At 70.3% G+C, this 23,735-nt stretch carries 24 protein-coding genes and 1 tRNA gene; 16 read left to right on the top strand and 9 right to left on the bottom strand.

Annotated features, from left to right (window positions below; genetic code table 11):
- Nucleotides 1-31: 31 nt before the first annotated feature.
- Together ACFWWU_RS01455 and ACFWWU_RS01450 are read right to left on the bottom strand one after the other, a co-directional pair.
- Nucleotides 32-235 carry a cold-shock protein gene (locus ACFWWU_RS01455; protein WP_384137663.1) on the bottom strand — a complete coding sequence of 68 codons (204 nt, stop codon included), beginning with the start codon at nt 233-235 and terminating at the stop codon, nt 32-34.
- Between the two features lie 410 nt (nt 236-645).
- Nucleotides 646-716: transfer RNA gene (locus ACFWWU_RS01450), tRNA-Gly, on the bottom strand.
- Between the two features lie 404 nt (nt 717-1,120).
- Between ACFWWU_RS01450 and dcd the strand changes: the two genes are divergently transcribed.
- Entirely contained in the window at nt 1,121-1,696 is a 576-nt protein-coding gene (dcd, locus tag ACFWWU_RS01445; RefSeq protein ID WP_384137662.1) for a dCTP deaminase, read from the top strand.
- A gap of 13 nt (nt 1,697-1,709) precedes the next feature.
- Nucleotides 1,710-2,207, top strand: a complete 498-nt coding sequence (locus ACFWWU_RS01440) for a phosphoribosyltransferase (protein ID WP_384137661.1) — start codon at nt 1,710-1,712, stop codon at nt 2,205-2,207.
- Between the two features lie 199 nt (nt 2,208-2,406).
- Here ACFWWU_RS01440 and ACFWWU_RS01435 read toward each other — a convergent pair whose 3' ends face one another.
- Entirely contained in the window at nt 2,407-3,312 is a 906-nt protein-coding gene (locus ACFWWU_RS01435) for a Yip1 family protein (protein ID WP_384137659.1), read from the bottom strand.
- Between the two features lie 222 nt (nt 3,313-3,534).
- On the opposite strand from ACFWWU_RS01435, the gene ACFWWU_RS01430 reads away from it, so the two are divergent.
- A complete protein-coding gene (locus ACFWWU_RS01430; protein ID WP_384137657.1) occupies nt 3,535-4,308 on the top strand; it encodes a hypothetical protein in 774 nt (257 codons plus the stop codon).
- A 72-nt stretch (nt 4,309-4,380) separates the two neighbouring features.
- Here ACFWWU_RS01430 and ACFWWU_RS01425 read toward each other — a convergent pair whose 3' ends face one another.
- Together ACFWWU_RS01425 and ACFWWU_RS01420 are read right to left on the bottom strand one after the other, a co-directional pair.
- A complete protein-coding gene (locus ACFWWU_RS01425) occupies nt 4,381-6,636 on the bottom strand; it encodes a (Fe-S)-binding protein (RefSeq protein WP_384137656.1) in 2,256 nt (751 codons plus the stop codon).
- 131 nt (nt 6,637-6,767) lie between these two features.
- On the bottom strand, nt 6,768-7,298 hold the full coding sequence (locus ACFWWU_RS01420) for a sugar transferase (protein WP_384137654.1): 531 nt from the start codon (nt 7,296-7,298) through the stop codon (nt 6,768-6,770).
- 256 nt (nt 7,299-7,554) lie between these two features.
- On the opposite strand from ACFWWU_RS01420, the gene dnaK reads away from it, so the two are divergent.
- The 4 genes from dnaK to ACFWWU_RS01400 are packed head-to-tail and all read left to right on the top strand — an operon-like array spanning nt 7,555 to nt 11,712.
- Nucleotides 7,555-9,399, top strand: coding sequence for a molecular chaperone DnaK (dnaK, locus tag ACFWWU_RS01415; RefSeq protein ID WP_317596862.1), 1,845 nt, complete (start codon nt 7,555-7,557; stop codon nt 9,397-9,399).
- Entirely contained in the window at nt 9,396-10,052 is a 657-nt protein-coding gene (grpE, locus tag ACFWWU_RS01410; RefSeq protein WP_384137652.1) for a nucleotide exchange factor GrpE, read from the top strand. Before dnaK ends, grpE begins: the two co-directional genes overlap by 4 nt.
- A gap of 30 nt (nt 10,053-10,082) precedes the next feature.
- A complete protein-coding gene (dnaJ, locus tag ACFWWU_RS01405) occupies nt 10,083-11,264 on the top strand; it encodes a molecular chaperone DnaJ (protein WP_384137650.1) in 1,182 nt (393 codons plus the stop codon).
- A 4-nt stretch (nt 11,265-11,268) separates the two neighbouring features.
- Nucleotides 11,269-11,712 carry a heat shock protein transcriptional repressor HspR gene (locus ACFWWU_RS01400; protein ID WP_015034631.1) on the top strand — a complete coding sequence of 148 codons (444 nt, stop codon included), beginning with the start codon at nt 11,269-11,271 and terminating at the stop codon, nt 11,710-11,712.
- A gap of 72 nt (nt 11,713-11,784) precedes the next feature.
- On the opposite strand, the gene ACFWWU_RS01395 is transcribed toward ACFWWU_RS01400, so the two are convergent.
- The gene (locus ACFWWU_RS01395; protein ID WP_384137648.1) at nt 11,785-12,252 is read right to left on the bottom strand and encodes a hypothetical protein; all 468 of its coding nucleotides are present in this window, start codon (nt 12,250-12,252) and stop codon (nt 11,785-11,787) included.
- Between the two features lie 5 nt (nt 12,253-12,257).
- Nucleotides 12,258-13,238 carry a helix-turn-helix transcriptional regulator gene (locus ACFWWU_RS01390; protein ID WP_384137646.1) on the bottom strand — a complete coding sequence of 327 codons (981 nt, stop codon included), beginning with the start codon at nt 13,236-13,238 and terminating at the stop codon, nt 12,258-12,260.
- A gap of 133 nt (nt 13,239-13,371) precedes the next feature.
- Here ACFWWU_RS01390 and ACFWWU_RS01385 point away from each other — a divergent pair, with 133 nt between their 5' ends.
- Together ACFWWU_RS01385 and ACFWWU_RS01380 are read left to right on the top strand one after the other, a co-directional pair.
- Nucleotides 13,372-13,584 (top strand): hypothetical protein, encoded by a 213-nt coding sequence (locus ACFWWU_RS01385; protein WP_384137644.1) that lies wholly within the window; start codon nt 13,372-13,374, stop codon nt 13,582-13,584.
- An 8-nt stretch (nt 13,585-13,592) separates the two neighbouring features.
- Nucleotides 13,593-13,910 (top strand): hypothetical protein, encoded by a 318-nt coding sequence (locus ACFWWU_RS01380; RefSeq protein ID WP_056653193.1) that lies wholly within the window; start codon nt 13,593-13,595, stop codon nt 13,908-13,910.
- A 134-nt stretch (nt 13,911-14,044) separates the two neighbouring features.
- Here the strand turns inward: ACFWWU_RS01380 and ACFWWU_RS01375 are convergent, their stop codons facing one another.
- The gene (locus tag ACFWWU_RS01375) at nt 14,045-14,449 is read right to left on the bottom strand and encodes a pyridoxamine 5'-phosphate oxidase family protein (protein ID WP_384137642.1); all 405 of its coding nucleotides are present in this window, start codon (nt 14,447-14,449) and stop codon (nt 14,045-14,047) included.
- 135 nt (nt 14,450-14,584) lie between these two features.
- On the opposite strand from ACFWWU_RS01375, the gene clpB reads away from it, so the two are divergent.
- On the top strand, nt 14,585-17,185 hold the full coding sequence (gene clpB, locus ACFWWU_RS01370) for an ATP-dependent chaperone ClpB (RefSeq protein ID WP_384137641.1): 2,601 nt from the start codon (nt 14,585-14,587) through the stop codon (nt 17,183-17,185).
- Between the two features lie 107 nt (nt 17,186-17,292).
- Nucleotides 17,293-17,826, top strand: a complete 534-nt coding sequence (locus ACFWWU_RS01365) for a YbjN domain-containing protein (RefSeq protein ID WP_317596843.1) — start codon at nt 17,293-17,295, stop codon at nt 17,824-17,826.
- A gap of 472 nt (nt 17,827-18,298) precedes the next feature.
- On the opposite strand, the gene ACFWWU_RS01360 is transcribed toward ACFWWU_RS01365, so the two are convergent.
- Nucleotides 18,299-19,477, bottom strand: a complete 1,179-nt coding sequence (locus ACFWWU_RS01360; protein WP_384137639.1) for a pyridoxal phosphate-dependent aminotransferase — start codon at nt 19,475-19,477, stop codon at nt 18,299-18,301.
- A 214-nt stretch (nt 19,478-19,691) separates the two neighbouring features.
- On the opposite strand from ACFWWU_RS01360, the gene ACFWWU_RS01355 reads away from it, so the two are divergent.
- The 5 genes from ACFWWU_RS01355 (at nt 19,692) to ACFWWU_RS01335 (ending at nt 23,735) form a co-directional block, all read left to right on the top strand.
- Complete coding sequence (locus tag ACFWWU_RS01355) at nt 19,692-19,868, top strand: hypothetical protein (protein ID WP_384137638.1); 177 nt, start codon at nt 19,692-19,694, stop codon at nt 19,866-19,868.
- Between the two features lie 52 nt (nt 19,869-19,920).
- The gene (locus ACFWWU_RS01350; protein ID WP_384137636.1) at nt 19,921-20,136 is read left to right on the top strand and encodes a hypothetical protein; all 216 of its coding nucleotides are present in this window, start codon (nt 19,921-19,923) and stop codon (nt 20,134-20,136) included.
- Between the two features lie 293 nt (nt 20,137-20,429).
- Nucleotides 20,430-20,948 (top strand): DUF2617 family protein, encoded by a 519-nt coding sequence (locus ACFWWU_RS01345; protein ID WP_384137635.1) that lies wholly within the window; start codon nt 20,430-20,432, stop codon nt 20,946-20,948.
- Nucleotides 20,949-21,023: 75 nt separating this feature from the next.
- Nucleotides 21,024-22,748: a polyamine aminopropyltransferase gene (locus ACFWWU_RS01340; RefSeq protein WP_384137633.1), complete on the top strand. Its 1,725-nt coding sequence runs from the start codon at nt 21,024-21,026 to the stop codon at nt 22,746-22,748.
- 120 nt (nt 22,749-22,868) lie between these two features.
- The gene (locus ACFWWU_RS01335; RefSeq protein ID WP_384137632.1) at nt 22,869-23,735 is read left to right on the top strand and encodes an SRPBCC family protein; all 867 of its coding nucleotides are present in this window, start codon (nt 22,869-22,871) and stop codon (nt 23,733-23,735) included.

Raw genomic sequence — 23,735 nt, 5'->3', positions numbered from 1 at the left:
GCGGGCCCCAGCTACGAAATGCGCGTCAGCGTCAGGCGAGAACGATGTTCTCGGCCGTCGGGCCCTTCTGGCCCTGAGCGATGTCGAAGGTGACCTTCTGGCCTTCCAGCAGCTCGCGGAAACCCTGGGCGGCGATGTTCGAGAAGTGGGCGAAGACGTCGTCGCCGCCACCGTCCTGCTCGATGAAGCCGAAACCCTTTGCCGCGTTGAACCACTTCACGGTGCCAGATGCCATGTCATATCTCCTTTGGGGCAGTACACCGGCATCCGCACTGTACGGACACCGTGTCGCCGCGATGATGCCCCGCCGGAAAATGACCCGGAAATATGAAGCGCTCGAATGTGGCGCGGAGGCCGTGGAGCGCTTGAAGTTTTTGGGTACCAAAACTGCAACCGAGATCGACAGTAGCACGCTGCAGCGGTTTGCGTGCGTTAAATAACTCCCTCGTGTGCGGTGCGGAAAAACTCTCCCTGCGGGGTCCATTAAACTCTCCGACCGCGGGGATAGATATTGATTCCCCCCGACTGCAGCGTTTCGGGAGCAAGCTCGCAGGTGCTCCATGGAGGACCAGGCGGTCCCGTCGAGGGCCGAGAAGTCTGGACAACGACGAAGCCCCAGGTCGCTGACCTGGGGCTTCGTAGAAGAGCGGATGACGGGAATCGAACCCGCGCTATAAGCTTGGGAAGCTCATGTTCTACCATTAAACTACATCCGCACAGCGGACGGGTGATCCGTGCCGCATCGTTGCACACTGTACCCCATGCGCCACTTGAGGCGAAGCTCACGCCTGGGCGTGTGCGGAGCGCCGCCTGGAGGGTGTCCTGTTGATCCCCTAATGTGGCTGTCTCGTCCACCGCATGTGTAGGGGAAGGGACTTGATGGGTTCCATGGAGCGCACCGTCGTCCGTTGTGCCGAGGGGCACGTGTTCAGTACCGCCTCGTTCCCGCTGCAGCAGCTCGGGGCCGGGCGGATCGGGCCCGGGCGGCTCATTCGGTGTCCGCGGTGTGCGCGGCTGCGGCACGCGGTGCCCGTGGTGCTCGGGCAGCGCTGAGCCGAGGGGTCGGGCGCGGGGCCCTGCCGATTGGGGCAGGTCCGCGCCCTCTGCGTATCGTGGGGGCGTGCTTCTCTCAGACAAGGACATCCGGGCCGAGATCGACGCCGGACGGGTGCGCATCGACCCGTACGACGAATCCATGGTGCAGCCCTCGAGCATCGACGTGAGGCTTGACCGCTTCTTCCGGGTGTTCGAGAACCACCGCCACCCCCACATCGACCCCGCCGTCGAGCAGCTCGACCTGACGCGTGAGGTCGAGCCGGAGGGCGACGAGGCGTTCATCCTCCACCCGGGCGAGTTCGTGCTCGCCTCGACCTACGAGGTCATCTCCCTGCCGGACGACATCGCGTCGCGGCTGGAGGGGAAGAGCTCTCTCGGGCGGCTCGGGCTGGTCACGCACTCGACCGCCGGGTTCATCGACCCCGGTTTCTCCGGGCACGTGACCCTGGAGCTGTCGAACCTCGCCACCCTGCCGATCAAGCTGTGGCCGGGCATGAAGATCGGCCAGCTGTGCATGTTCCGGCTGAGCTCGCCCGCCGAGTTCCCGTACGGGAGCGAGCGGTACGGCTCGCGGTACCAGGGACAGCGGGGGCCGACGGCCTCCCGCTCGTTCATGAACTTCCATCGGACCCAGGTGTGAGGCGGTAGCCGGCATGAGTGCAGTACGCGAGAACCTGACGTACGAGGGCTTCGGCACCGCCGTCCGCGAGCTGGCGCAGACCATCGCCGACGACGGTTACGAGCCCGACATCGTGCTCTCGATCGCCCGCGGCGGCGTCTTCGTCGCCGGCGGTCTGGCCTACGCGCTCGACTGCAAGAACATCCACCTCGTGAACGTGGAGTTCTACACCGGCGTCGGGACCACCCTGGAGATGCCGGTCATGCTGGCGCCCGTGCCCGACGCGATCGACTTCTCCGACAAGAAGGTCCTGATCACGGACGACGTCGCCGACACCGGCAAGACGCTCAAGCTCGTCCACGACTTCTGCGTCGACCACGTCGCCGAGGTCCGCTCGGCCGTCATCTACGAGAAGTCGCACTCGCTCGTGAAGTGCGAGTACGTGTGGAAGAAGACCGACGAGTGGATCAACTTCCCCTGGTCGGTCGAGCCGCCCGTCGTGCGGCGCGAAGGCCAGGTTCTCGACGCCTGAGGCGACGGGGCCTGCCGCTGTCGTCCGTGTCGAGGATCTGAACTCCACGCTCCCGCACCTGGTCACCTGGTCACCTGAGTCGGCTTAGGTGACCAGGTTGCTCAGTGACCCGCCGCCGCCGCTGAGCGGGCGTACGGAGAAGCCCCCCACCGCCGTGCGATGGGGGGCTTCTCCGTGTCCGTACGTACGCGGTACGCGGCTACAGCATGCCCAGCTTGGTCAGGCTCAGCAGCGCCACCAGCTGGATCGCCGACGCGCCCAGGGCCTTCGGCCACGGCAGGTCGTGCGAGCGGCTCACCATCACGGTGAGCAGGGCGCCGAGCGCCAGCCAGGTCAGCCAGCCGACGACCTGGACGAAGCCGTTCTCGCCGCCGAGGAAGAGCGCGAAGACGAGCCGGGGCGTGTCCGTGATCGACATGATCAGCATCGACAGGCCCACGGTCGGCTGCCAGGAGCCGTCGCCGCCGAGCTGGCGCGCGAGCGTGTGCGTGACCGCGCCGAGGATTAGGCCGCCGACGACGAAGCCGAGGGCGGTCATCAGGACGTACGGGATCGCCGTCGACAGGGTCGCGTTGATCGCCTCGTCGCGCGCCTTGTCGAAGCCGAAGATCGCGAGCAGGCCGTAGAGGAAGGTGACGATCAGCGCCGGGCCCCAGACGGCGTGGTCCCGCATCCGGAGGAACGTGTCCGCCGGGCGCAGCACGATGCCGCTCAGGAGCGCCTTCCAGGGGAGGCGGGGGCCGGTGGGGACGGGCGCGGCCTGGTAGCCGCCGCCGTCGCCGTACGGGTCGTCGACGCTGAACATCTGCGTGTGGCCCGGGTTGTTCGCCGTACCGGCGTACGCCTGCTGCGCGGGCTGCTGCTGCCCGTACGGGTCCCCGAAGTACTCCGGCTCTCCGTAAGGCTGCTGCGGCTGCCCCTGGGGACCGCCGTACTGGCCGCCGCCCCGCGGGCCCTGCTGACCGCCGTACTGGCCGCTCTGCGGGGGCCACTGCTGCTGCGGGTACGGCGGCGGGGCCGCGTTGTACCCGTAGGGCGCCTGCTGCGGTTGCTGCTGCTGCGGGGGGCGGTTGTCCCGGCCGCGTCCGTTCCTGAATCCAGCCACGCCCTTGAACGTACCCGCTCGGGCTGTGGGGACGCTCGTCCGGCCGGTCCTTGCCACTGAGCTGTGACATCCCCTAAGGGATGCCCAGGGGGCGGCGGGGCCGTGACGTGGCCGATGGCCAGGCGCGCGGCCGCTGTGACAAATCCGACGTATCACCTCAATGTCGGCCTCGTAGCTTCGGAGATGTCAGCGACCCGAGGACCCGAGCAAGGAGCCCTTCCGATGCGTGTCACCCGCCGTTCCGCCCGTACCGCCGCAGTCGCCACCGGGGCCGTCGCCGCCCTCCTCCTGCCGGCCGCGGGGGCCTTCGCCGCCGACGTGCCGGACCAGGACGCGGCCCGGACCGCGAGCGACCGGACCGCGAGCGACCAGAGCGCGAGTGACCAGACCGCGAGCGACCAGTCGGTCCTGTGGCGGAACGTCGACCTCGCCGACGGCTCGCTCGCCAAGGTCTACCAGGACGGCCCGGGCCGCTTCTCCGCCGAGATCTACGCGGGCGGGTCCCTGATCGACACCCTCACCACCACCGGGCAGCCGGCCTACGGGCAGAACAACGGCCTCCACGTCACGCTCCAGCCGGACGGCACGGTCACCTCCTGGCTGGAGACCGCCCCGAAGCCGACGCCCAAGCCGACGCCCAAGCCGACGCCGACCCCCAAGCCGACCCCCAAGCCCACCCCGCACCAGAAGACCGTCCAGCAGGCGTACGCCAAGATCACGCTCCCCGACGGCAACACCGCCAAGTTCTTCAAGAGCAAGGGCCAGAACACCTGGCCCCGCGTCGAGATCGACCGGACCGACGGGCACGCCGTCGGCACCCTCGACCTGAAGCACCCCACGGCCGCCCACCACGGCTGGACGTACAAGCTCGTCGACGCAGGTCAGCACCGCTACAAGCTCGCCGCGATCGACACCCCGAAGCAGGGCGCCGGCAGCTGGGTCTACGACTTCCAGGGCAAGCTGATCGAGAAGTACACCGCGCAGAAGGCCGCCTGACGCGAGCGTTCAGGCATGCGAAGAGGGCCGCCCCGCGATCTCGCGGGACGGCCCTCTCTCACGTACGGGTCCTTACGCGGCCGGCTCCGGCTCCGGCGCGGACTCCGGCTCCGGCTCCGCCGGGGTCTTCACCGAGTCGAGGAGCAGCTGTGCCACGTCCACGACCTGGAGGTTCTCCTTCGCCTTGCCCTCGTTCTTCTTGCCGTTGACGGAGTCCGTCAGCATGACGAGGCAGAACGGGCAGGCGGTGGAGACGATGTCCGGGTTCAGCGACAGGGCCTCGTCGACGCGCTCGGTGTTGATGCGCTTGCCGATCCGCTCCTCCATCCACATCCGGGCACCACCGGCGCCGCAGCAGAAGCCGCGCTCCTTGTGGCGGTGCATCTCCTGCTGGCGCAGGCCGGGGACGGCGGACATGATCTCGCGCGGCGGCGTGTAGACCTTGTTGTGACGGCCCAGGTAGCAGGGGTCGTGGTACGTGATGAGGCCCTCGACCGGGGTCACCGGGACCAGCTTGCCCTCGTCGATGAGGTGCTGGAGCAGCTGGGTGTGGTGGATGACCTCGTACTCGCCGCCGAGCTGCGGGTACTCGTTGGCGATGGTGTTGAAGCAGTGCGGGCAGGTCGAGACGATCCGCTTCGCCGACTTCGGCTTCTTGGTCGACTCGTCCTCGTCGTCCTCGCCGAACGCCATGTTCAGCATCGCGACGTTCTCCTGGGCGAGCTGCTGGAACAGCGGCTCGTTGCCCAGACGGCGGGGGGAGTCACCGGTGCACTTCTCGTCGCCGCCCATGATCGCGAACTTGACGCCCGCGATGTTCAGCAGCTCGGCGAAGGCCTTGGTGGTCTTCTTGGCCCGGTCCTCCAGGGCGCCCGCGCAGCCGACCCAGTACAGGTAGTCGTACTCCGAGAGGTCCTCGACGTCCTTCCCGACGATCGGGACCTCGAAGTCGACCTCCTTGGTCCACTCGACGCGCGCCTTCTTGGCGAGACCCCAGGGGTTGCCCTTCTTCTCCAGGTTCTTGAGCATCGTGCCCGCCTCGGACGGGAACGCGGACTCGATCATCACCTGGTAGCGACGCATGTCGACGATGTGGTCGATGTGCTCGATGTCGACCGGGCACTGCTCGACGCAGGCGCCGCAGGTGGTGCAGGACCACAGGACGTCCGGGTCGATGACGCCGTTCTCCTCGGCGGTGCCGATGAGGGGGCGCTCGGCCTCGGCGATCGCGGAGGCGGGGACGTCCTTGAGCTGCTCCGGCGTCGCCTTCTCGTTGCCCTCCATGTCCTTGCCGCCGCCGGCGAGCAGGTACGGGGCCTTGGCGTGCGCGTGGTCGCGCAGCGACATGATGAGGAGCTTCGGGGAGAGCGGCTTGCCGGTGTTCCAGGCGGGGCACTGCGACTGGCAGCGGCCGCACTCGGTGCAGGTGGAGAAGTCGAGGATGCCCTTCCAAGAGAACTGCTCGACCTGGGAGACACCGAAGACGGCGTCCTCGGCCGGGTCCTCCCAGTCGATCTCCTTGCCGGCGGTCGTCATCGGCTGGAGCGCGCCGAGGGCCGTGGAGCCGTCGGAGTTCCGCTTGAACCAGATGTTCGGGAAGCCGAGGAAGCGGTGCCAGGCGACACCCATGTTCGTGTTGAGCGAGACCGTGATCATCCAGGTGAAGGACGTGACGATCTTGAGCGCCGCGAAGAAGTAGGTGAGGTACTGGATCGTGCTCAGGCTCAGGCCGTCGAGCAGCGCGATCAGCGGGTACGAGGCGAAGAAGCCGGGCTCCCAGCTCGTCACGTGGTGCTGGACGCCTTCGAGGGCGCGCAGCGTCATGATGCAGACGCCGACGATCAGGATGACGGCCTCGACGAAGTAGGCCTGGCCCGTCTTGGAGCCGGTGAAGCGGGACTTGCGGCCCGCCCTGGTCGGCTTGCTGAGCTGGCGGATCACGATGAGGGTCACGATGCCGAGGACCGTCATCAGGCCGAGGAACTCGGTGAAGACCTCGTACGGCAGCCAGTCACCGATGATCGGGATCAGCCAGTCGGCCTGGAACAGCTGGCCGAAGGCGTTGACGATCGTCAGGAGCAGCGAGAAGAAGCCCACCGCGACGAACCAGTGCGCCACGCCGACGATGCCCCAGCGGTTCATCCGGGTGTGGCCGAGGAATTCCTTGACCAGCGTGATGGTGCGCTGTGTGGGGTCGCCGGTGCGCGTGCCCGCGGGGACCGGCTGGCCGAGGCGTACGAAGCGGTAGATCTGCACGGTGGCGCGGCCGAACAGCGCGACGGCCACCACCGTGATGACGATCGACACGACGATCGCGGCGAGTTGCATGAGGGGCTCCTCGGGCGGGCCTCGCGTGCCTACTACTCGCGGGCCTACTAAGCGGTAACTTATTGAGTCCGTGCTGAGATTACCGGGTCACGGCCCCGCGCTGTAGCGGCACTCACGGTGATCTGTGTCGCTCAGGCAAACCTTGCCGCGCGACGCCTGCGGACTGCTGGAAGCGTACGCGCCAGGATCGTCAGGTCCATCCCCAGCCAATGGTGGTCCACATAGTGGAGGTCGAGCAGCTCGCGCTCCTCCCACGGCAGCTCCGAGCGCCCGCTGATCTGCCACGGCCCGGTGAGTCCGGGGCGTACGGAGAGCCGGCGCCGGCCCTCGCCCGCGCACTCGCGGTGGGACGGGGTCAGCGGACACGGCCCGACCAGCGACATCTGGCCCGCGACGACGTGCAGGAGCAGGGGCAGCGCGGCCAGCGGGCTCTTCGTGCGGAAGGTCAGCATCGTGAAGGCGCGGCCGTCCAGACCGGCCACCGTCCGGCGGCGCAGGATCCCACCGCGCACCGTCCCGCCGCGCACCGTCCCGCCGCGCGCTGTCCCGCCGGGCGCCGTCCCGCCGAGCGCGACCGAGAGGGCGACGGCGGCGAGGACCGGGGAGAGCACGACCAGGAGGGCGAGCCCGCCCAGGATGTCGAAGGCACGCTTGGCCGTCATTCCCCACACCCTTCCGAGGGACCGAGTGAGAATCATGGGATATTCGTGGGATATGCCTGCTTTGCCCGGCAAGGGGCAACCCGGACTCTCTCACGCGCCACCCCGTCCGGTCCGGGATCGACGCGCGCCATGGCCCGTATGAGCGAGATAAAGGGTGAAGAATTGAGCCCCCTCCACTCAGGTCTGTTGACGCACCGCGGGGTCTCGTGCATCCTTGAGTCAGATCCACTCAAGTCAGTCAGCTGGAGGAATTGAAATGGCACGTGCGGTCGGCATCGACCTGGGCACGACTAACTCCGTCGTCAGCGTTCTGGAAGGCGGCGAGCCCACCGTCATCACCAACGCCGAGGGCGCCAGGACCACGCCGTCCGTCGTCGCCTTCGCGAAGAACGGCGAGGTGCTCGTCGGCGAGGTGGCCAAGCGTCAGGCCGTCACCAACGTCGACAGGACCATCCGGTCGGTCAAGCGCCACATGGGCACCGACTGGAAGATCGAGATCGACGGCAAGAACTTCAACCCGCAGCAGATGAGCGCCTTCATCCTGCAGAAGCTCAAGCGTGACGCCGAGGCGTACCTGGGCGAGAAGGTCGTCGACGCGGTCATCACCGTCCCGGCGTACTTCAACGACTCCGAGCGCCAGGCCACCAAGGAGGCCGGTGAGATCGCGGGCCTCAACGTCCTGCGCATCGTCAACGAGCCGACCGCGGCCGCCCTGGCCTACGGCCTCGACAAGGACGACCAGACGATCCTCGTCTTCGACCTCGGTGGCGGCACCTTCGACGTGTCCCTCCTGGAGATCGGCGACGGCGTCGTCGAGGTGAAGGCCACCAACGGTGACAACCACCTCGGTGGTGACGACTGGGACCAGCGCGTCGTCGACTACCTGGTGACGCAGTTCCAGAACGGCCACGGCGTGGACCTCGCCAAGGACAAGATGGCGCTCCAGCGTCTGCGCGAGGCCGCCGAGAAGGCGAAGATCGAGCTCTCGTCCTCGACGGAGACCTCGATCAACCTGCCCTACATCACGGCTTCCGCCGAGGGCCCGCTGCACCTGGACGAGAAGCTCACGCGCGCCCAGTTCCAGCAGCTCACCTCGGACCTGCTCGACCGCTGCAAGGTGCCGTTCCACAACGTCATCAAGGACGCGGGCATCGAGCTCCGCGAGATCGACCACGTCGTTCTCGTCGGTGGCTCCACCCGCATGCCGGCCGTCGCCGAGCTCGTCAAGGAGCTGACCGGCGGTCAGGACGCCAACAAGGGCGTCAACCCGGACGAGGTCGTCGCCATCGGCGCCGCGCTCCAGGCCGGTGTCCTCAAGGGTGAGGTCAAGGACGTCCTGCTCCTCGACGTGACCCCGCTGTCCCTCGGTATCGAGACCAAGGGCGGCATCATGACCAAGCTCATCGAGCGCAACACCACGATCCCGACCAAGCGGTCCGAGATCTTCACGACGGCCGAGGACAACCAGCCGTCCGTGCAGATCCAGGTCTACCAGGGCGAGCGCGAGATCGCGGCGTACAACAAGAAGCTCGGCATGTTCGAGCTGACCGGTCTGCCGCCGGCGCCGCGTGGCGTCCCGCAGATCGAGGTCGCCTTCGACATCGACGCCAACGGCATCATGCACGTGACCGCGAAGGACCTGGGCACGGGCAAGGAGCAGAAGATGACCGTCACCGGCGGCTCCTCGCTGCCGAAGGACGAGGTCGACCGGATGCGCCAGGAGGCCGAGCAGTACGCGGACGAGGACCACCGTCGCCGCGAGGCCGCCGAGTCCCGCAACCAGGGCGAGCAGCTCGTCTACCAGACGGAGAAGTTCCTCAAGGACAACGAGGACAAGGTCCCCGGTGACGTCAAGGCCGAGGTCGAGGCCGCGCTCGTCGAGCTGAAGGAGAAGCTCAAGGGCGAGGACACCGCCGAGATCCGCACCGCCACCGAGAAGGTCGCGGCCGTCTCCCAGAAGCTCGGCCAGGCCCTCTACGCCGACGCGCAGGGCGCGCAGGCCGCGGGCGGCGACGCCGGTGCCGGTCAGGCGCAGGCGGACGACGACGTCGTCGACGCCGAGATCATCGACGACGAGCCCAAGAAGGGTGGTCAGGCGTGACCGAGGAGACCCCGGGCTTCGAGGAGAAGCCCGACGTCCCCTCCGGCGCCACCCCTGACGACGCCGCCGAGGCCGCCGACTCCTCCAAGGAGGAGAAGGCGGCCCCGGCCGGGGACGCAAGCGACCAGAAGTCGGCCGGTACCGCGGGCCTCACGGCCCAGCTGGACCAGGTGCGCTCCGCGCTCGACGAGCGCACCGCGGACCTCCAGCGGCTCCAGGCCGAATACCAGAACTACCGCCGCCGCGTGGAGCGGGACCGGGTCACGGTCAAGGAGATCGCCGTCGCGACGCTCCTGTCCGAGCTCCTGCCCGTCCTCGACGACGTCGGCCGGGCCCGGGACCACGGCGAGCTCACGGGCGGGTTCAAGTCGGTGGCCGAATCGCTGGAGACCGTCGTCGCCAAGATGGGTTTGCAGCAGTTCGGCAAGGAGGGCGAGCCCTTCGACCCGACGATCCACGAGGCCCTGATGCACTCGTACGCGCCGGACGTCACCGAGACGACCTGCGTGGCGATCCTGCAGCCGGGGTACCGGATCGGCGAGCGGACCATCAGGCCCGCCCGGGTCGCGGTGGCCGAGCCCCAGCCGGGCGCCACGCCCGGCACCAAGGAAGAGAAGGCCGACGAGGAGAGCGGTGCCCCCGACGAGGGGTGACGCAACGATCGTCCGGAAGGAGGGACGTCGATGAGCACGAAGGACTTCGTCGAGAAGGACTACTACAAGGTTCTCGGCGTCCCCAAGGACGCCACCGAGGCCGAGATCAAGAAGGCGTACCGGAAGCTCGCCCGCGAGAACCACCCGGACGCCAACAAGGGCGACACCAAGGCCGAGGAGCGCTTCAAGGAGATCTCCGAGGCCAACGACATCCTCGGTGACGCCAAGAAGCGCAAGGAGTACGACGAGGCGCGCGCCCTCTTCGGGAACGGCGGCTTCCGGGCCGGCGGCCCGGGCGGCGGCTCGTTCAACTTCGACCTGGGCGACCTCTTCGGAGGCGCCCAGGGCGGCCCCGGCGGAGCCGGCGGCTTCGGCGGCGGTGGCGGCATCGGGGACGTCTTCGGCGGCCTGTTCAACCGCGGGGCGGGGGCGGGTACGCGTACCCAGCCGCGCCGCGGCCAGGACATCGAGTCCGAGGTGACGCTCAGCTTCATCGAGGCCGTCGAGGGCGCGACCGTACCGCTGCGGATGTCCAGCCAGCAGCCGTGCACGGCGTGTTCGGGCACCGGCGACAAGAACGGCACGCCCCGGGTGTGCCCGACCTGCGTCGGCACCGGGCAGGTCTCGCGCGGCAGCGGCGGCGGTTTCTCGCTCACCGACCCGTGCGTGGACTGCAAGGGCCGCGGCCTCATCGCCGAGAACCCCTGCGAGGTCTGCAAGGGCAGCGGGCGGGCCAAGTCCTCCCGCACCATGCAGGTCCGCATCCCGGCGGGTGTCTCCGACGGGCAGCGGATCCGGCTGCGCGGCAAGGGTGCCCCGGGCGAGCGCGGTGGGCAGCACGGCGACCTGTACGTGGTCGTGCACGTCGACGACCACGCGGTCTTCGGCCGCAAGGACGACAACCTCACCGTCACGGTGCCGGTCTCCTTCACGGAGGCGGCGCTCGGCGGCGAGATCAAGGTGCCGACGCTCGGCGGCCCCGCGGTCACGCTCAAGCTGCCCGCGGGCACTCCGAACGGCAGGACCATGCGCGCCCGTGGCAAGGGCGCGGTCCGCAAGGACGGCACCCGCGGCGACCTGCTCGTCACGGTGGAGGTCGCGGTGCCGAAGGAGCTGGACGACAAGGCACGTGAGGCCCTGGAGACCTTCCGCGAGGCCACGGCCTCCGAGGACCCCCGGGCGGAGCTGTTCCAGGCCGCGAAGGGAGCGTGACCCCGTGGACGGGCGCCGACGCAATCCGTACGAACTGACCGACGAGTCGCCGGTGTACGTCATCTCGGTGGCGGCCCAGCTCTCCGGTCTCCACCCGCAGACCCTGCGGCAGTACGACCGTCTCGGCCTGGTCTCCCCGGACCGCACGGCGGGCCGCGGGCGGCGCTACTCGGCCCGGGACATCGAGCTGCTCCGTCAGGTGCAGCAGCTGTCGCAGGACGAGGGCATCAACCTCGCCGGCATCAAGCGCATCATCGAACTGGAGAACCAGGTCGCGGCGCTGCAGAGCCGGATCGCCGAGCTGTCGGCCGCGGTCGACGGCGCGGCGGCGGCGATGCGGCAGCGCGAGGCCCAGGTGCACGCCTCGTACCGGCGCGACCTGGTGCCGTACCAGGACGTGCAGCAGGCGAGCGCGCTGGTGGTCTGGCGCCCCAAGCGCGGCGAATAGCTCCGCACAGCACGTACGACGAGGCCCCCTCCACCGCGGTGGAGGGGGCCTCGTCGCGTGTCCGGCGGATTCCTACGGGATCAGCTCGCCCACGATGTCGCCGAGGGTCTCCCACCAGGGCGAGGCGCCGGTGCCGAACGCGGCGGCGAGGGCGATGCCCAGGGCGAGGTCGTGAGGGGTGGGGTCGCCGTCCCACTCGTCGATGACCTTGCCGTCGCCCGAGGAGGTGAGGATGCCGATCCGGCGCCCGTCGCGGGTGAACCGGCTGTCCACGTACCCGCAGGGCACGAGCCGGTAGCGGACGCCGCCGGTCCGGACGTCCACGCGGTAGGAGCGCCGCAGGAGCCGCCCGCGCGCGGGCCGGACGACGGCCGGTTCCCCGTCGACGGTCAGCGCGAGCAGGGCGCGTTTGCGGGTCCCGATGGGGGTGTGGGCGTCGGGGTCGGCGCCGGGGGCCCGTACGAGCTCCACGGTGGGCAGCCCGTGGCCGGAGACCCGGAGTGTCCCCGCGGGTCCGTCGAGGTCGATCTGTACGTACACGCTGGTCAGTTGTCCCGTTCGAGGATGCCGGACTGGGCGATGAGGTAGCCGAGCTGCGCCCGGCTACCGCTGCCGAGGGCGGTGGCGAGTTTGGCGATGTGGGCGCGGCAGGTGCGGACGTTCATGCCGAGGCGCCGGGCGATGGCCTCGTCGACGTGCCCCTCGACGAGGAGCTTCGCGATGGACCGCTGGACGCCGCCGATGCCGTCGGTCTTGATGTCGTACGGGATCTCCTCCCGGATCGGCACCGCGAGATGCCAGAACTGGTCGAAGACGCCGCCGAGATAGGCGACCAGGCCGGGGTGGCGCAGCTCCAGGGCGACCTGGCGGTCGCTGCGGGCCGGGACGAAGGCGACCTCGCGGTCGACGATGATCAGCCGGTCGATGATCTCTTCCAGCGTGCGCACCTGGACCTCGGGGCCGACGTGCTCCAGGTAGGTCAGGGTGAGCTCGGTGTGGCGGGCCGTGTGCTGGTAGAGCGTGCGCATGCTGATGCCGCGCCCGAGCAGGGGCGAGACGCGGTCGAGGGCTTCGCTGAGGGCCTGCGCGGGACGGCCGCCGCCGGGCTGGACGGTGAGCAGTTCGTGGCGGCAGTTGGCGACGACGCGGTCGAGGGTCGAGTTGATGCGGTCGATGCCCTCGAGCACGGTGATGGCGTGCGTGGTGGGGGAGTCGTGGGCGCTGATGGCCATGAACGGCTCGAAAGCGTCCGAAAGGGCGACGGTGCGCCGGCGGCGGTCGAGTATTTCCCGCTCGATCGGCTGGAGCAGCTGGGCGAGAGCGGCCGACGGGGGAACCGGACGGAGCCAGCGGGCGTCGTCCGGGTCGGGGTGGAGCAGGGAGAGATCGAGGAGGCAGGGGGCCTCAAGGGTCTCTGACCGGGGTATTCGCCCGGTCCGCAGGGCGGCCGCGTACAGCTCGGAGCCGGCTTTGCAGAGCTCGGCATACGAATGCGGGTGACCGGTTTCGTCCGCTTGTTTCCGCATATGTACACCCCCAGGCTCCTGCATCTCAGGAACATGATGCCTGGGTTTGGTGGTGCAGGTGCAGAGAGTAAGCCATCGTCTTACTCGCGGGGGTTGGAAAAGAGACGTTGCCTTCAAGTGAGGTTGCTCGGTGATGATGAAGAAGCTCATACGCACGGTGGCCGGAGTCGCCTTCATCGCGGGGGTCGCATTGGGCGCCGTGGGAGTGACCCACGACCCCGGCTGGCACACGGCGCCGGCCGAGGTGCGGGCCGCACCGCTCGACCCGGGCTGGCACGCGGCCTCCGCGCTCCTCGGTGACCCGGGCTGGAGCGTGGCCCCCGCACAGGATCCCGGCTGGAGCTAGACGGGCGCATGAACGTTCCCGATGACCCCAGGTTCCGCCGGGAGATGGCCTCGGCCTATCGCTCCGGCTGGCACTTCGTCGACCTCGCCACGGCCATCCCCCACCGTGGCGACGCGCTGAAGGTCACCCTCTTCGGAGAACCGATCGTCGTGGCACGCGAGCAGGACGAGGACGTCCGTGCTTACCGCTGTCTCCGCCGCCCGCGGGGTGCCCCGCAGCCCATCCGCTGTGCCATCCGGTACGGCATGATCTTCGTCAACCTCGACCAGCGGGACCACCAGCTGATCGAACCAGAGACCATCACCGCCACCCCCCGCAGTGCCTGAGCGATTCCCCCGTCGTTGTAGATCGCTCCGGCACTTCCCCCACACAGCGGCGCCATCGCGGACCTGAAACGCGATGGCGCCGCTGTGCTGTGCCCGTGTCTCCTCCGGGCTCGCTTCCGCGTCCTTCTCGCTTCTCAGGCGCGGCCCATCGCCCGCGTGAGGGCGATCTCGATGACGACCCGGTCCGGGTTCGGGGCCGGCGTGCGGCCGTACCGCTCGGCGTACCGGTCGACGGCGTCCGCGACGACCTCGGGCTCCGTGCGGATGCGCCCGACGCCCTCCAGGGTGGCCCAGCGCCCCTTGTCGACCTGGCAGACCGCCACGCGCGCGCCGTCCGCGCCCGCCGCCAGGACGTTGGCGACCTTCCGGCTGTGCTTGTTGGTGATCACCCGGGCGTATCCGCCCTCGGGGTCGTACGTGACGCCGACCGCCACGACGTGCGGGGTGCCGTCCGCGCGCGGGGTCGTCAGGGTGCACATGTGGTACTCGCGCCAGAAGCTGAGGTACGAGTCGGAAGGGTTCCTCGGGTCTGTGGCCATGCCCCGGAAACTACCCGGGGGAGAACTCCCTCCGAAAGCTTGAGTGGAATGCACTCAACTTTGTGTACGCTGGAAGGGTCATAGAAGAGGTGTAGCCGTATACCTGTAGCCGTATACCGAGGAGGAACACCGCACGTGGACGTCGAACTGACCAACCGGAGCCGGGACGCGATCAACGCGGCCACGAGCCGCGCCGTGTCCGAGGGGAACCCGGATCTCACCCCCGCGCACCTGCTGCTGGCCCTCTTGGCGGGTCAGGGACGACAGGAATCCGCGAACATCACCGACCTGCTCGCCGCCGTCGAGGCCGACCAGGCGGTCGTGCGCGCCGGTGCGGAGCGGCTGATCGCCGCCCAGCCGAGCATCACCGGGTCCACGGTCGCGCCCCCGCAGCCCAACCGCGAGTTCCTCGCGGTCATCGCCGACGCCGACCGGCAGGCCAAGGAGCTCGGCGACGACTTCCTCTCCACCGAGCACCTGCTCATCGGGATCGCCGCCAGGGGCGGCCGGGCCGGTGAGATCCTCGACCGGCAGGGCGCGAGCGCATCGAAGCTGCTCGACGCCTTCGAGAAGAGCAGGGGAGGACGCCGGGTGACCACACCCGACCCGGAAGGGCAGTACAAGGCGCTGGAGAAGTTCGGCACGGACTTCACGGCCGCCGCGCGCGAGGGCAAGCTGGACCCGGTCATCGGCCGGGACCACGAGATCCGGCGCGTGGTGCAGGTGCTGTCCCGCCGCACCAAGAACAACCCGGTCCTCATCGGTGAGCCCGGCGTCGGCAAGACCGCCGTCGTCGAGGGCCTCGCCCAGCGGATCGTGAAGGGCGACGTACCCGAGTCGCTGAAGAACAAGCGGCTCGTCTCGCTCGACCTCGGCGCGATGGTCGCCGGGGCCAAGTACCGCGGCGAGTTCGAGGAGCGACTGAAGACCGTCCTCTCCGAGATCAAGGCGAGCGACGGCCAGATCATCACCTTCATCGACGAGCTGCACACGGTCGTCGGCGCGGGCGCCGGCGGCGACTCCGCCATGGACGCGGGCAACATGCTCAAGCCCATGCTGGCCCGCGGCGAGCTGCGGATGGTCGGCGCGACCACCCTCGACGAGTACCGCGAGCGCATCGAGAAGGACCCCGCCCTGGAGCGGCGCTTCCAGCAGGTCCTGGTCGCCGAGCCGACGGTCGAGGACACCATCGCGATCCTCCGCGGCCTCAAGGGCCGGTACGAGGCGCACCACAAGGTGCAGATCAACGACTCCGCGCTGGTCGCCGCCGCGACCCTCTCCGACCGGTACATCACCTCGCGCTTCCTCCCCGACAAGGCCATCGACCTCGTCGACGAGGCCGCCTCCCGGCTCCGCATGGAGATCGACTCCTCGCCCGTCGAGATCGACGAGCTCCAGCGGTCCGTGGACCGGCTCCGCATGGAGGAGCTGGCCCTCAAGAACGAGACGGACGCGGCGAGCAGGCAGCGCCTGGAGAAGCTGCGGCGCGACCTCGCCGACCGCGAGGAGGAGCTGCGCGGCCTCACCGCCCGCTGGGAGAAGGAGAAGCAGTCCCTCAACCGGGTCGGCGAGCTCAAGGAGCGCCTCGACGAGGCCCGTGGACGGGCCGAGCGCGCCCAGCGCGACGGAGACTTCGACGCCGCCTCCAAGCTGCTGTACGGGGAGATCCCGGCCCTGGAGCGGGAGCTGGCGGAGGCGAGCGAGGCCGAGGCCCAGCAGGAGTCCTCGAAGGACACGATGGTCAAGGAGGAGGTCGGCCCCGACGACATCGCGGACGTCGTCGGCGCCTGGACCGGCATCCCCGCCGGCCGCCTCCTGGAGGGCGAGACGCAGAAGCTGCTCCGGATGGAGGACGAGCTCGGCCGGCGCCTGATCGGCCAGTCCGAGGCCGTGCAGGCCGTCTCCGACGCCGTGCGCCGCACGCGCGCCGGGATCGCCGACCCCGACCGGCCCACTGGTTCCTTCCTCTTCCTCGGCCCGACCGGCGTCGGCAAGACCGAGCTGGCGAAGGCGCTCGCCGACTTCCTCTTCGACGACGAGCGGGCCATGATCCGCATCGACATGTCGGAGTACGGCGAGAAGCACTCCGTCGCCCGGCTGGTCGGCGCGCCTCCCGGCTACGTCGGCTACGAGGAGGGCGGCCAGCTCACGGAGGCGGTCCGCCGCCGCCCGTACAGCGTGGTCCTGCTCGACGAGGTGGAGAAGGCGCACCCGGAGGTCTTCGACGTCCTGCTCCAGGTCCTCGACGACGGTCGCCTCACCGACGGCCAGGGCCGGACGGTCGACTTCCGCAACACCATCCTGATCCTCACCTCGAACCTGGGCAGCCAGTACCTGGTCGACCCGCTGACCTCGGAGGACGTGAAGAAGCAGCAGGTCATGGACGTGGTCCGGGCGAGCTTCAAGCCGGAGTTCCTCAACCGCCTCGACGACCTCGTCGTCTTCTCCGCGCTCGACCGGGCCGAGCTGAGCCGGATCGCGCGGCTCCAGATCGACCGGCTCGCGAAGCGGCTCGCCGACCGGCGGCTCACCCTGGAGGTCACCCCGGAGGCCCTGGAGTGGCTCGCCGAGGAGGGCAACGACCCGGCGTACGGCGCGAGGCCGCTGCGCCGCCTGATCCAGACGGCGATCGGCGACCGGCTCGCGAAGGAGATCCTCGCGGGCGAGGTCGTGGACGGCGACACGGTCAGGGTGGACTGCTTCGAGGGCGGTCTGATCGTCGGCCCGGCACGGTAAGGGGCGAGGTTCTTTGTCAGCCCGCAGCGGATCGCGGCTGGTGGGGCTCCCCTGAACCGGCCGACATGGGGGAGGATGGCGAGCATCCGTACGAAGGGAAATTCACGGTGAGCATCGACCCGTCCTCGATTCCGAATTTCGGGGGCCAGCCCCAGCCTCAGGCCGCAGGACCGGCGGGCCCCGTCGTCCCCGACCAGGACCTCGTCAAGCAGCTCCTCGAGCAGATGGAGCTGAAGTACGTCGTCGACGACGAGGGTGACCTCGCGGCGCCGTGGGAGGAATTCCGCACGTACTTCATGTTCCGCGGCGAGGACGAGCAGCAGGTCTTCTCGGTGCGGACGTTCTACGACCGCCCGCACTCGGCCGACGACCGCGCCAGGGTCCTCGACGCGATCGACGACTGGAACCGCCGCACCCTGTGGCCCAAGGTCTACACCCACCTGCACGAGGAGGAGGACGGCTCCGCCACCCTCCGCCTCATCGGTGAGGCCCAGATGCTGATCGGCACCGGCGTCGCCCTGGAGCACTTCGTGTCCTCCACGGTCAGCTGGGTCCGCGCCTCCATCGAGTTCGACAAGTGGGTCGTGGAGCAGTTCGGTCTGGAGACCCCCGAGCAGAAGGCGGGCGACGAGGAGGCCTGAGCCTCCCGCCCCTCGCCACCCGCCGAAGCCCGGCCGGCGCCGTGCCCCTCGTGGCCACGGCCCCGCGCCGGGCTTTCGCACGCCCGGAGTCGCGGGCCGGCAGTCACGCGCCCGGAGTCGCCCGCCCGGGGTCGCGGGCCGGCAGTCGCGCGCCCGGAGTCGCACGCCCGGAGTCGCGGGCCGGCAGTCGGGGGCCCGGAGTCGCGGGCGGCGGAACGCTCGCCGCCTCGTGTGATCGTTCACCCGTTTGCCGCACGTCCCGCTCGGGGGCCGCGACGGCGTGACGAGGGATGACGGGACGAGAAGGAGGCCAGCCCCTGGAGCGCGGCCTGGCCCGCAGAGGCCGGCACGTCACGGTGATCAGTACGGACCCGCTCTCGGCCCGCCTGATCGTCGCGGATCCGGCCCTCGGGAGGAGGGCTTCGCGTGCGTCTCGTGGCCGAGGTCCTTCAGCCGCCAGGAGGCGCTGGCCTCAGGCGAGGCGCTTGAGGCGGGTGACGGCCTCTTCCAGGACCTCTGTCTTCTTGCAGAAGGCGAAGCGGACGAAGGGGGCGCCGGCCTCGCGGTGGTCGTAGAAGACGGCGTTCGGGATGGCGACGACGCCCGCGCGCTCGGGGAGGGAGCGGCAGAAGGCGAAGCCGTCGTCGGCGCCGAGCGGGCGGATGTCGGTGGTGACGAAGTAGGTGCCCGCCGGGCGGTAGACCTCGAAGCCCGCCTGCGCCAGGCCCTCGCTCAGCAGGTCCCGCTTGGCCCGGAGGTCGGCGCGGAGACCGTCGAAGTACGTGGCGGGGAGGCGGAGCGCCTCGGCGATCGCGTACTGGAACGGGCCGGCGGAGACGTACGTGAGGAACTGCTTGGCCGAGCGGACGGCCGACGTCAGCTCGGGGCTCGCGGTGATCCAGCCGACCTTCCAGCCGGTGAAGGAGAACGTCTTCCCGCTCGAACCGATGGTGACCGTGCGGTCCCGCATGCCGGGGAGGCTCGCGAGCGGGATGTGCTCGGCGTCGTCGAAGACCAGGTGCTCGTACACCTCGTCGGTGACGACGAGCAGGTCCCGCTCGATCGCCAGCTCGGCGACGGCGGTCAGCTCGTCGCGGGTGAGGACGGTGCCGGTGGGGTTGTGCGGGGTGTTCAGGAGGATGAGCCGGGTGCGGTCGGTGACGGCGGCGCGGAGTTCGTCCAGGTCGAGGACGTAGGCGCCCTCGTGCGGGCGGAGCGTGACGGGGACGCGGGTGCCGCCGGCCATCGCGACACAGGCCGCGTACGAGTCGTAGTACGGCTCCAGGGCGATCACCTCGTCGCCCGGTTCCACGAGGGCGAGCAGGGTGGCCGCGATCGCCTCGGTGGCGCCGGCGGTGACCAGTACCTCCGTGTCGGGGTCGTACGCGAGGCCGTACCACTCGCGCTGGTGGTCGGCGACGGCCTGCCGCAGCTCGGGGACGCCGGGGCCGGGCGGGTACTGGTTGCCGCGGCCGTCCCGCAGCGCGCGGACGGCGGCCTCGCGGATCTCCTCCGGGCCGTCGGTGTCGGGGAAGCCCTGACCGAGGTTGATCGCCCCGGTCCTGGCCGCCAGCGCGGACATCTCGGCGAAGATCGTCGTCCCGAATTCGGCGAGCCGGCGGTTGAGCAGCGGTCGTGTCATGACCGCCATCCTGGGGGGAAGCTCTGGACTTCCTCAAGTGCGCTTTGGCGAGGGAGCGCCGGGGGGATCGCCCTGGCATGAACATCGCATTCTTCATCCTCGGGATCGCGCTCGTGATCGCGATCGTGGTGTGGGTCGTCGCGCTGTCGATGCGCGGCACGGTGCGTTCCGGTGGCGGTTCCGGTGGCGGTTCCGGTGGCACCGCGAGTGGTGCCGACAGCTGGTGGGCCGGATCGTCGACTTCGTCGTCCTCGTCCTCGTCCTCGTTCTCGTGTTCGTCGTCATCGTCGTCGTCCTCTTCTTCCTGTTCCAGCTCCAGCTCGTCGTGTTCCTCGTCCTCCTGCTCCAGCTCCTCGTCCTCGTGCAGCTGAAGCTCTGGAATCGCTCAAGTCGTCTTTGAGGGGGCGCCACAGAGGGCATCTCCCTCGCACAGAAGAACGGGGGTAGTACTGATGGAACTCTTCATCGTCTGCATGGGGGCGGTCATCCTCATCGGCCTGATCTCCACCGTCCGCCGCGTCACCGGCGCGGCCGGGCGGCGCGGCGGCCGGAAGAACGGGCGCAGCTGGGCCGACGGCGGCGGCGGCGGCACGGCGGGCTGCGGAGGGGGCGGAAGCTCCTGCAGCTCCGGCTCCAGCTGTGGAGGGGGCGGCTGCGGCGGCAGCTGAGGCGCGCGGGCCGCGGCGCAACGGACCCGGAGGCACGTGACGTTGGCATTTCGGCGGATCTTGTCGATCGATTCTGATTGAACAATTGAACTGTGGGGTCCCCGAAGGGGTTGGAAAACACGGCAAGTTGGGTAAAAACGCTGCGAGTCGCCCGGCGTCCGTGGTTCTCTCGCTCCTGACAAAGACAGCCCTCGGATCGTGTGTGGAACCGAGCCGGCGATCCCCCACTCCCGTTGGACCCTCTCCGGGGCGCCCCCGGCCCACCCGTCAAACCGTGTTTGCGGAGCCGACCCATGCTCACCACCCTGAAAACGTCCTACACCGATACCCGCGCGGCCGATCTGGCCTGGGCCCTCGGGCGTGAGCCGCTGCCCGCCCTGGCCGTGCTCGACCTCGAACTCTCCGGCGCCAGACTCCAGTTGAGACTGCTCGGCGCCTCCCACCAGGTACTCCTGGAGGAGGAGGGGCGCAGCTGCTCGGAGACCGTCGCGTGTATGCCCGGCAGCAGCACTCCCCTCCCGCTCGGCGTCTCCAAGCGCGTCGGCGAATGGGAGTACGAATTCGCGGCGCGCGTCGAGACGCTCTCGCGCGGCTCCTTCGCGGGCCGTGCGCAGGAGTTGCTCGCACTCGTCGCCGACCACCCCAACGGCCTCGCGGGGACCTTCCCCGGCTCCCCGCACGCCTTCACGGCGATGCTGGCGCAGCGCCACGAGGGCCAGGTGCGCTGGCGCACCTGGCACGCCTACCCGCAGGAAGGGCAGCTGGTGGTGACCAGGACCCGGATCGGCGCACGTATGCCTGCAACACTCTGATACGCCCCTCCAGAGCTCCAGATGCACTCGTGTGGGTGACAAGGGGTGTGTAATTCGTGACGTAGCGTTACGTTCATGATCGAGCCGACCGTGACCATGCCACCCACCAGGGTGCGACAACCGCCCGTGCGGCGGCGCGAGCGGCCGCCCAGACCGCCCAGGTCGCCCAGGCCTCCCAGGTCACGACGGCCGCCGCGGTCGGCCGAGGCGGTGCGGTTCCCGGTCCTCGCCGTGGTCTTCGTCTGCGCCGCCTGCGGCCTGGTCTACGAACTCGAACTGGTCGCGCTCGCCTCCTACTTGATCGGCGACTCGGTCACCCAGGCCTCCGTCGTGCTCTCCGTGATGGTCTTCGCGATGGGAGTGGGCTCGCTCCTCGCCAAGCGGCTGCGCTGCCGCGCCGCCGTCGGCTTCGGCCTGGTCGAGGCCGGGCTCGCCCTCATCGGCGGCTGCTCGGCCCTCGCGCTGTACGCGGCCTTCGCCTGGCTCGGCGAGTCGCGGTACGTCGTCGTGGCGTTCTCGCTCGCCATCGGCGTGCTCATCGGCGCGGAGATCCCCCTCCTCATGTCCCTCATACAGCGGGCCGCCGGGACCGGCCCGCGACGGCAGGCCCCGGCCGGCGAGCAGGACGACGCCGCGGGGACGGTCGCCGACCTCTTCGCCGCCGACTACGTCGGCGCGCTCGTCGGCGGCCTCGCCTTCCCCTTCCTCCTGCTGCCCTGGCTCGGCCAGCTCACCGGCGCGCTCGTCACCGGCGCGGTCAACGCGATCGCGGGCGGCGGGCTCGTGCTGTGGGTCTTCCGCCGCGACCTGACCGCCCGCTCCCGCGCCCTGCTGATCGGGGTGAACGTGTCGGTCCTGGCCGTCCTGGCGACGGCGACCGTGCTCGTCGACGACTTCGAGGAGGCCGCGCGCCGGGCCGTGTACGGGGACGAGGTGCGGGTCGCCGTCCACACGGACCTCCAGGAGGTGGTGGTGACGGGAGGCCGCGAGGGGCCGCCCGGCCTGTTCCTCGACGGCCGGCTGCGGGTGGCGGGACAGGACGAGTACCGCTACCACGAGGCGCTCGTCCACCCCGCGATGAAGGGCCCGCACGCGCGCGTACTGATCGTCGGCGGCGGGGACGGCCTCGCCGCCCGCGAGGCGCTGCGCTACCCCGGCGTCACCTCCGTCACCGTCGTCGAGCTCGACCCCGGGGTCGTCCGCCTCGCCCGCACCGATCCGGCGCTCGCCACGCTCAACGCCCAGGCGTTCCGGGACCCGCGCGTCCGGGTGGTCTACGCGGACGCCTTCCACTGGCTCCGGGGCGCCGCCGATCGTGTGCAGGAACGGTACGACGTGGTGATCTCCGACCTCCCGGACCCGGGCATCACCCCCAGCACCAAGCTCTACTCGGAGGAGTTCTACGGTCTCGTGGCCCGCGTCCTCACCGGTTCGGGGCGGTTCGCCGTCCACGCCGGATCGGTCACCGACCGGCCGCACACCTACTGGACCGTGGACGCCACCCTGCGTGCCGCCGGGTTCGCGACCCGCCCGTACAGCGCGAGCGGCCGCACCCCCGGCTTCGCGGCGGGCCCCGACCGTGCCGACCGCACCGGCGGTACGGAGCAGGGGCCGGGGGACTGGGGCTTCCTCCTCGCGGTCCCGGGCGACCGGCCGCCCGCCCTCGGCCTCGCACCCGACGCGCCCCGGCTGCGCTCCCTCGGCGCGGGCACCCTGGAGGCCGCGGCCCGCCGCGCCGAGCGGGCCAGGGGCGCCGAGCTGCCGCCCTCGACCCTGGTGCACCCGAGGTACGGCAGCTGACAGCGGGGCCAGGGCGCTGCCCGGGCCGGGGCGAGGGCGGCAGGAGGTCCGTGGCAGGGGCGCGCGGGCCCCGGCGCAAAGAGGCGACGCCGCGCCCCGGCCTGAGTAGGCTCGGCTTCCATGGAGCATGAGGTGTTCGTTCCGGTACCGGCCGAGGCCCTGCGCGCGACGCTCACGGACCCGGCCCGGGTGGTGCGCTGCGTGCCCGGCCTCCAGCGGGACGCCGACGCGGAGGCGGGCCCCCTCGCGGGCCGGCTCAAGGTCCGGGTCGGCGGCCACACCATCACCTACCGCGGCGCCCTGCGGGTCGTCGAGCGGGACGGCGCCATCACGTACGAGGGCCAGGGCACCGAGGCCCGGGGCAAGGGCTCGGCCGAGCTCACCCTGACCGTCGTCCTCACCCCCGTGGACGAGGGCACGAGCATCGGCTTCAGCGGCGCCCTGACGGTGGCCGGCCGACTCGCCGAGGCGACGGACGAGGCACGGGCCACGGCCGGCGCCAAGCTGCTCGACAAGTTCGCGGAGGCGCTGACGGCGCTCGCGGAGGAGCCGGGGGAGCCGGGGGAGACGGGGGAGAGGGAGGGACTGGGGGAGGGACCTGAGGACAGCGATTCCGACTCCGATTCCGACTCCGACTCCGATCACGACGGTGTGGACGACGGGGTCGAGGAGCCCGCGCGCTCCCCCGTCTTCGACGCGCCCGTCCCGCCCCCCTCCCTCGACCCCCTCCTCGACGAGGACTTCGGCACCACTCCGATCGATTTCCCCGCCCCGCAGCCCGCCGTCGAGGCCGCCCACGCGCGGCGGACCATGATCGGGCGCAGCGCCGAGGAGGTCGACCACGCCCCGCCTCGCGGCCGGTACGCCCCCGTCCCCGCCCCCGAGGCCTCCGGCGCGACCGCCACCCTGCGCTGGATCGCCCCCGCCGCCGCGCTCGCCATCGCCTCCGCCGTCGTCGTCGGCCGGGCTCTGCGCCGACGCCGCTGA

The organism is Streptomyces sp. NPDC058650 (assembly GCF_042717315.1).
GTDB lineage: Bacteria > Actinomycetota > Actinomycetes > Streptomycetales > Streptomycetaceae > Streptomyces.
Note: the sequence above shows the minus strand (reverse complement) of the source record. Positions and strands in the feature narration are given on the sequence as shown.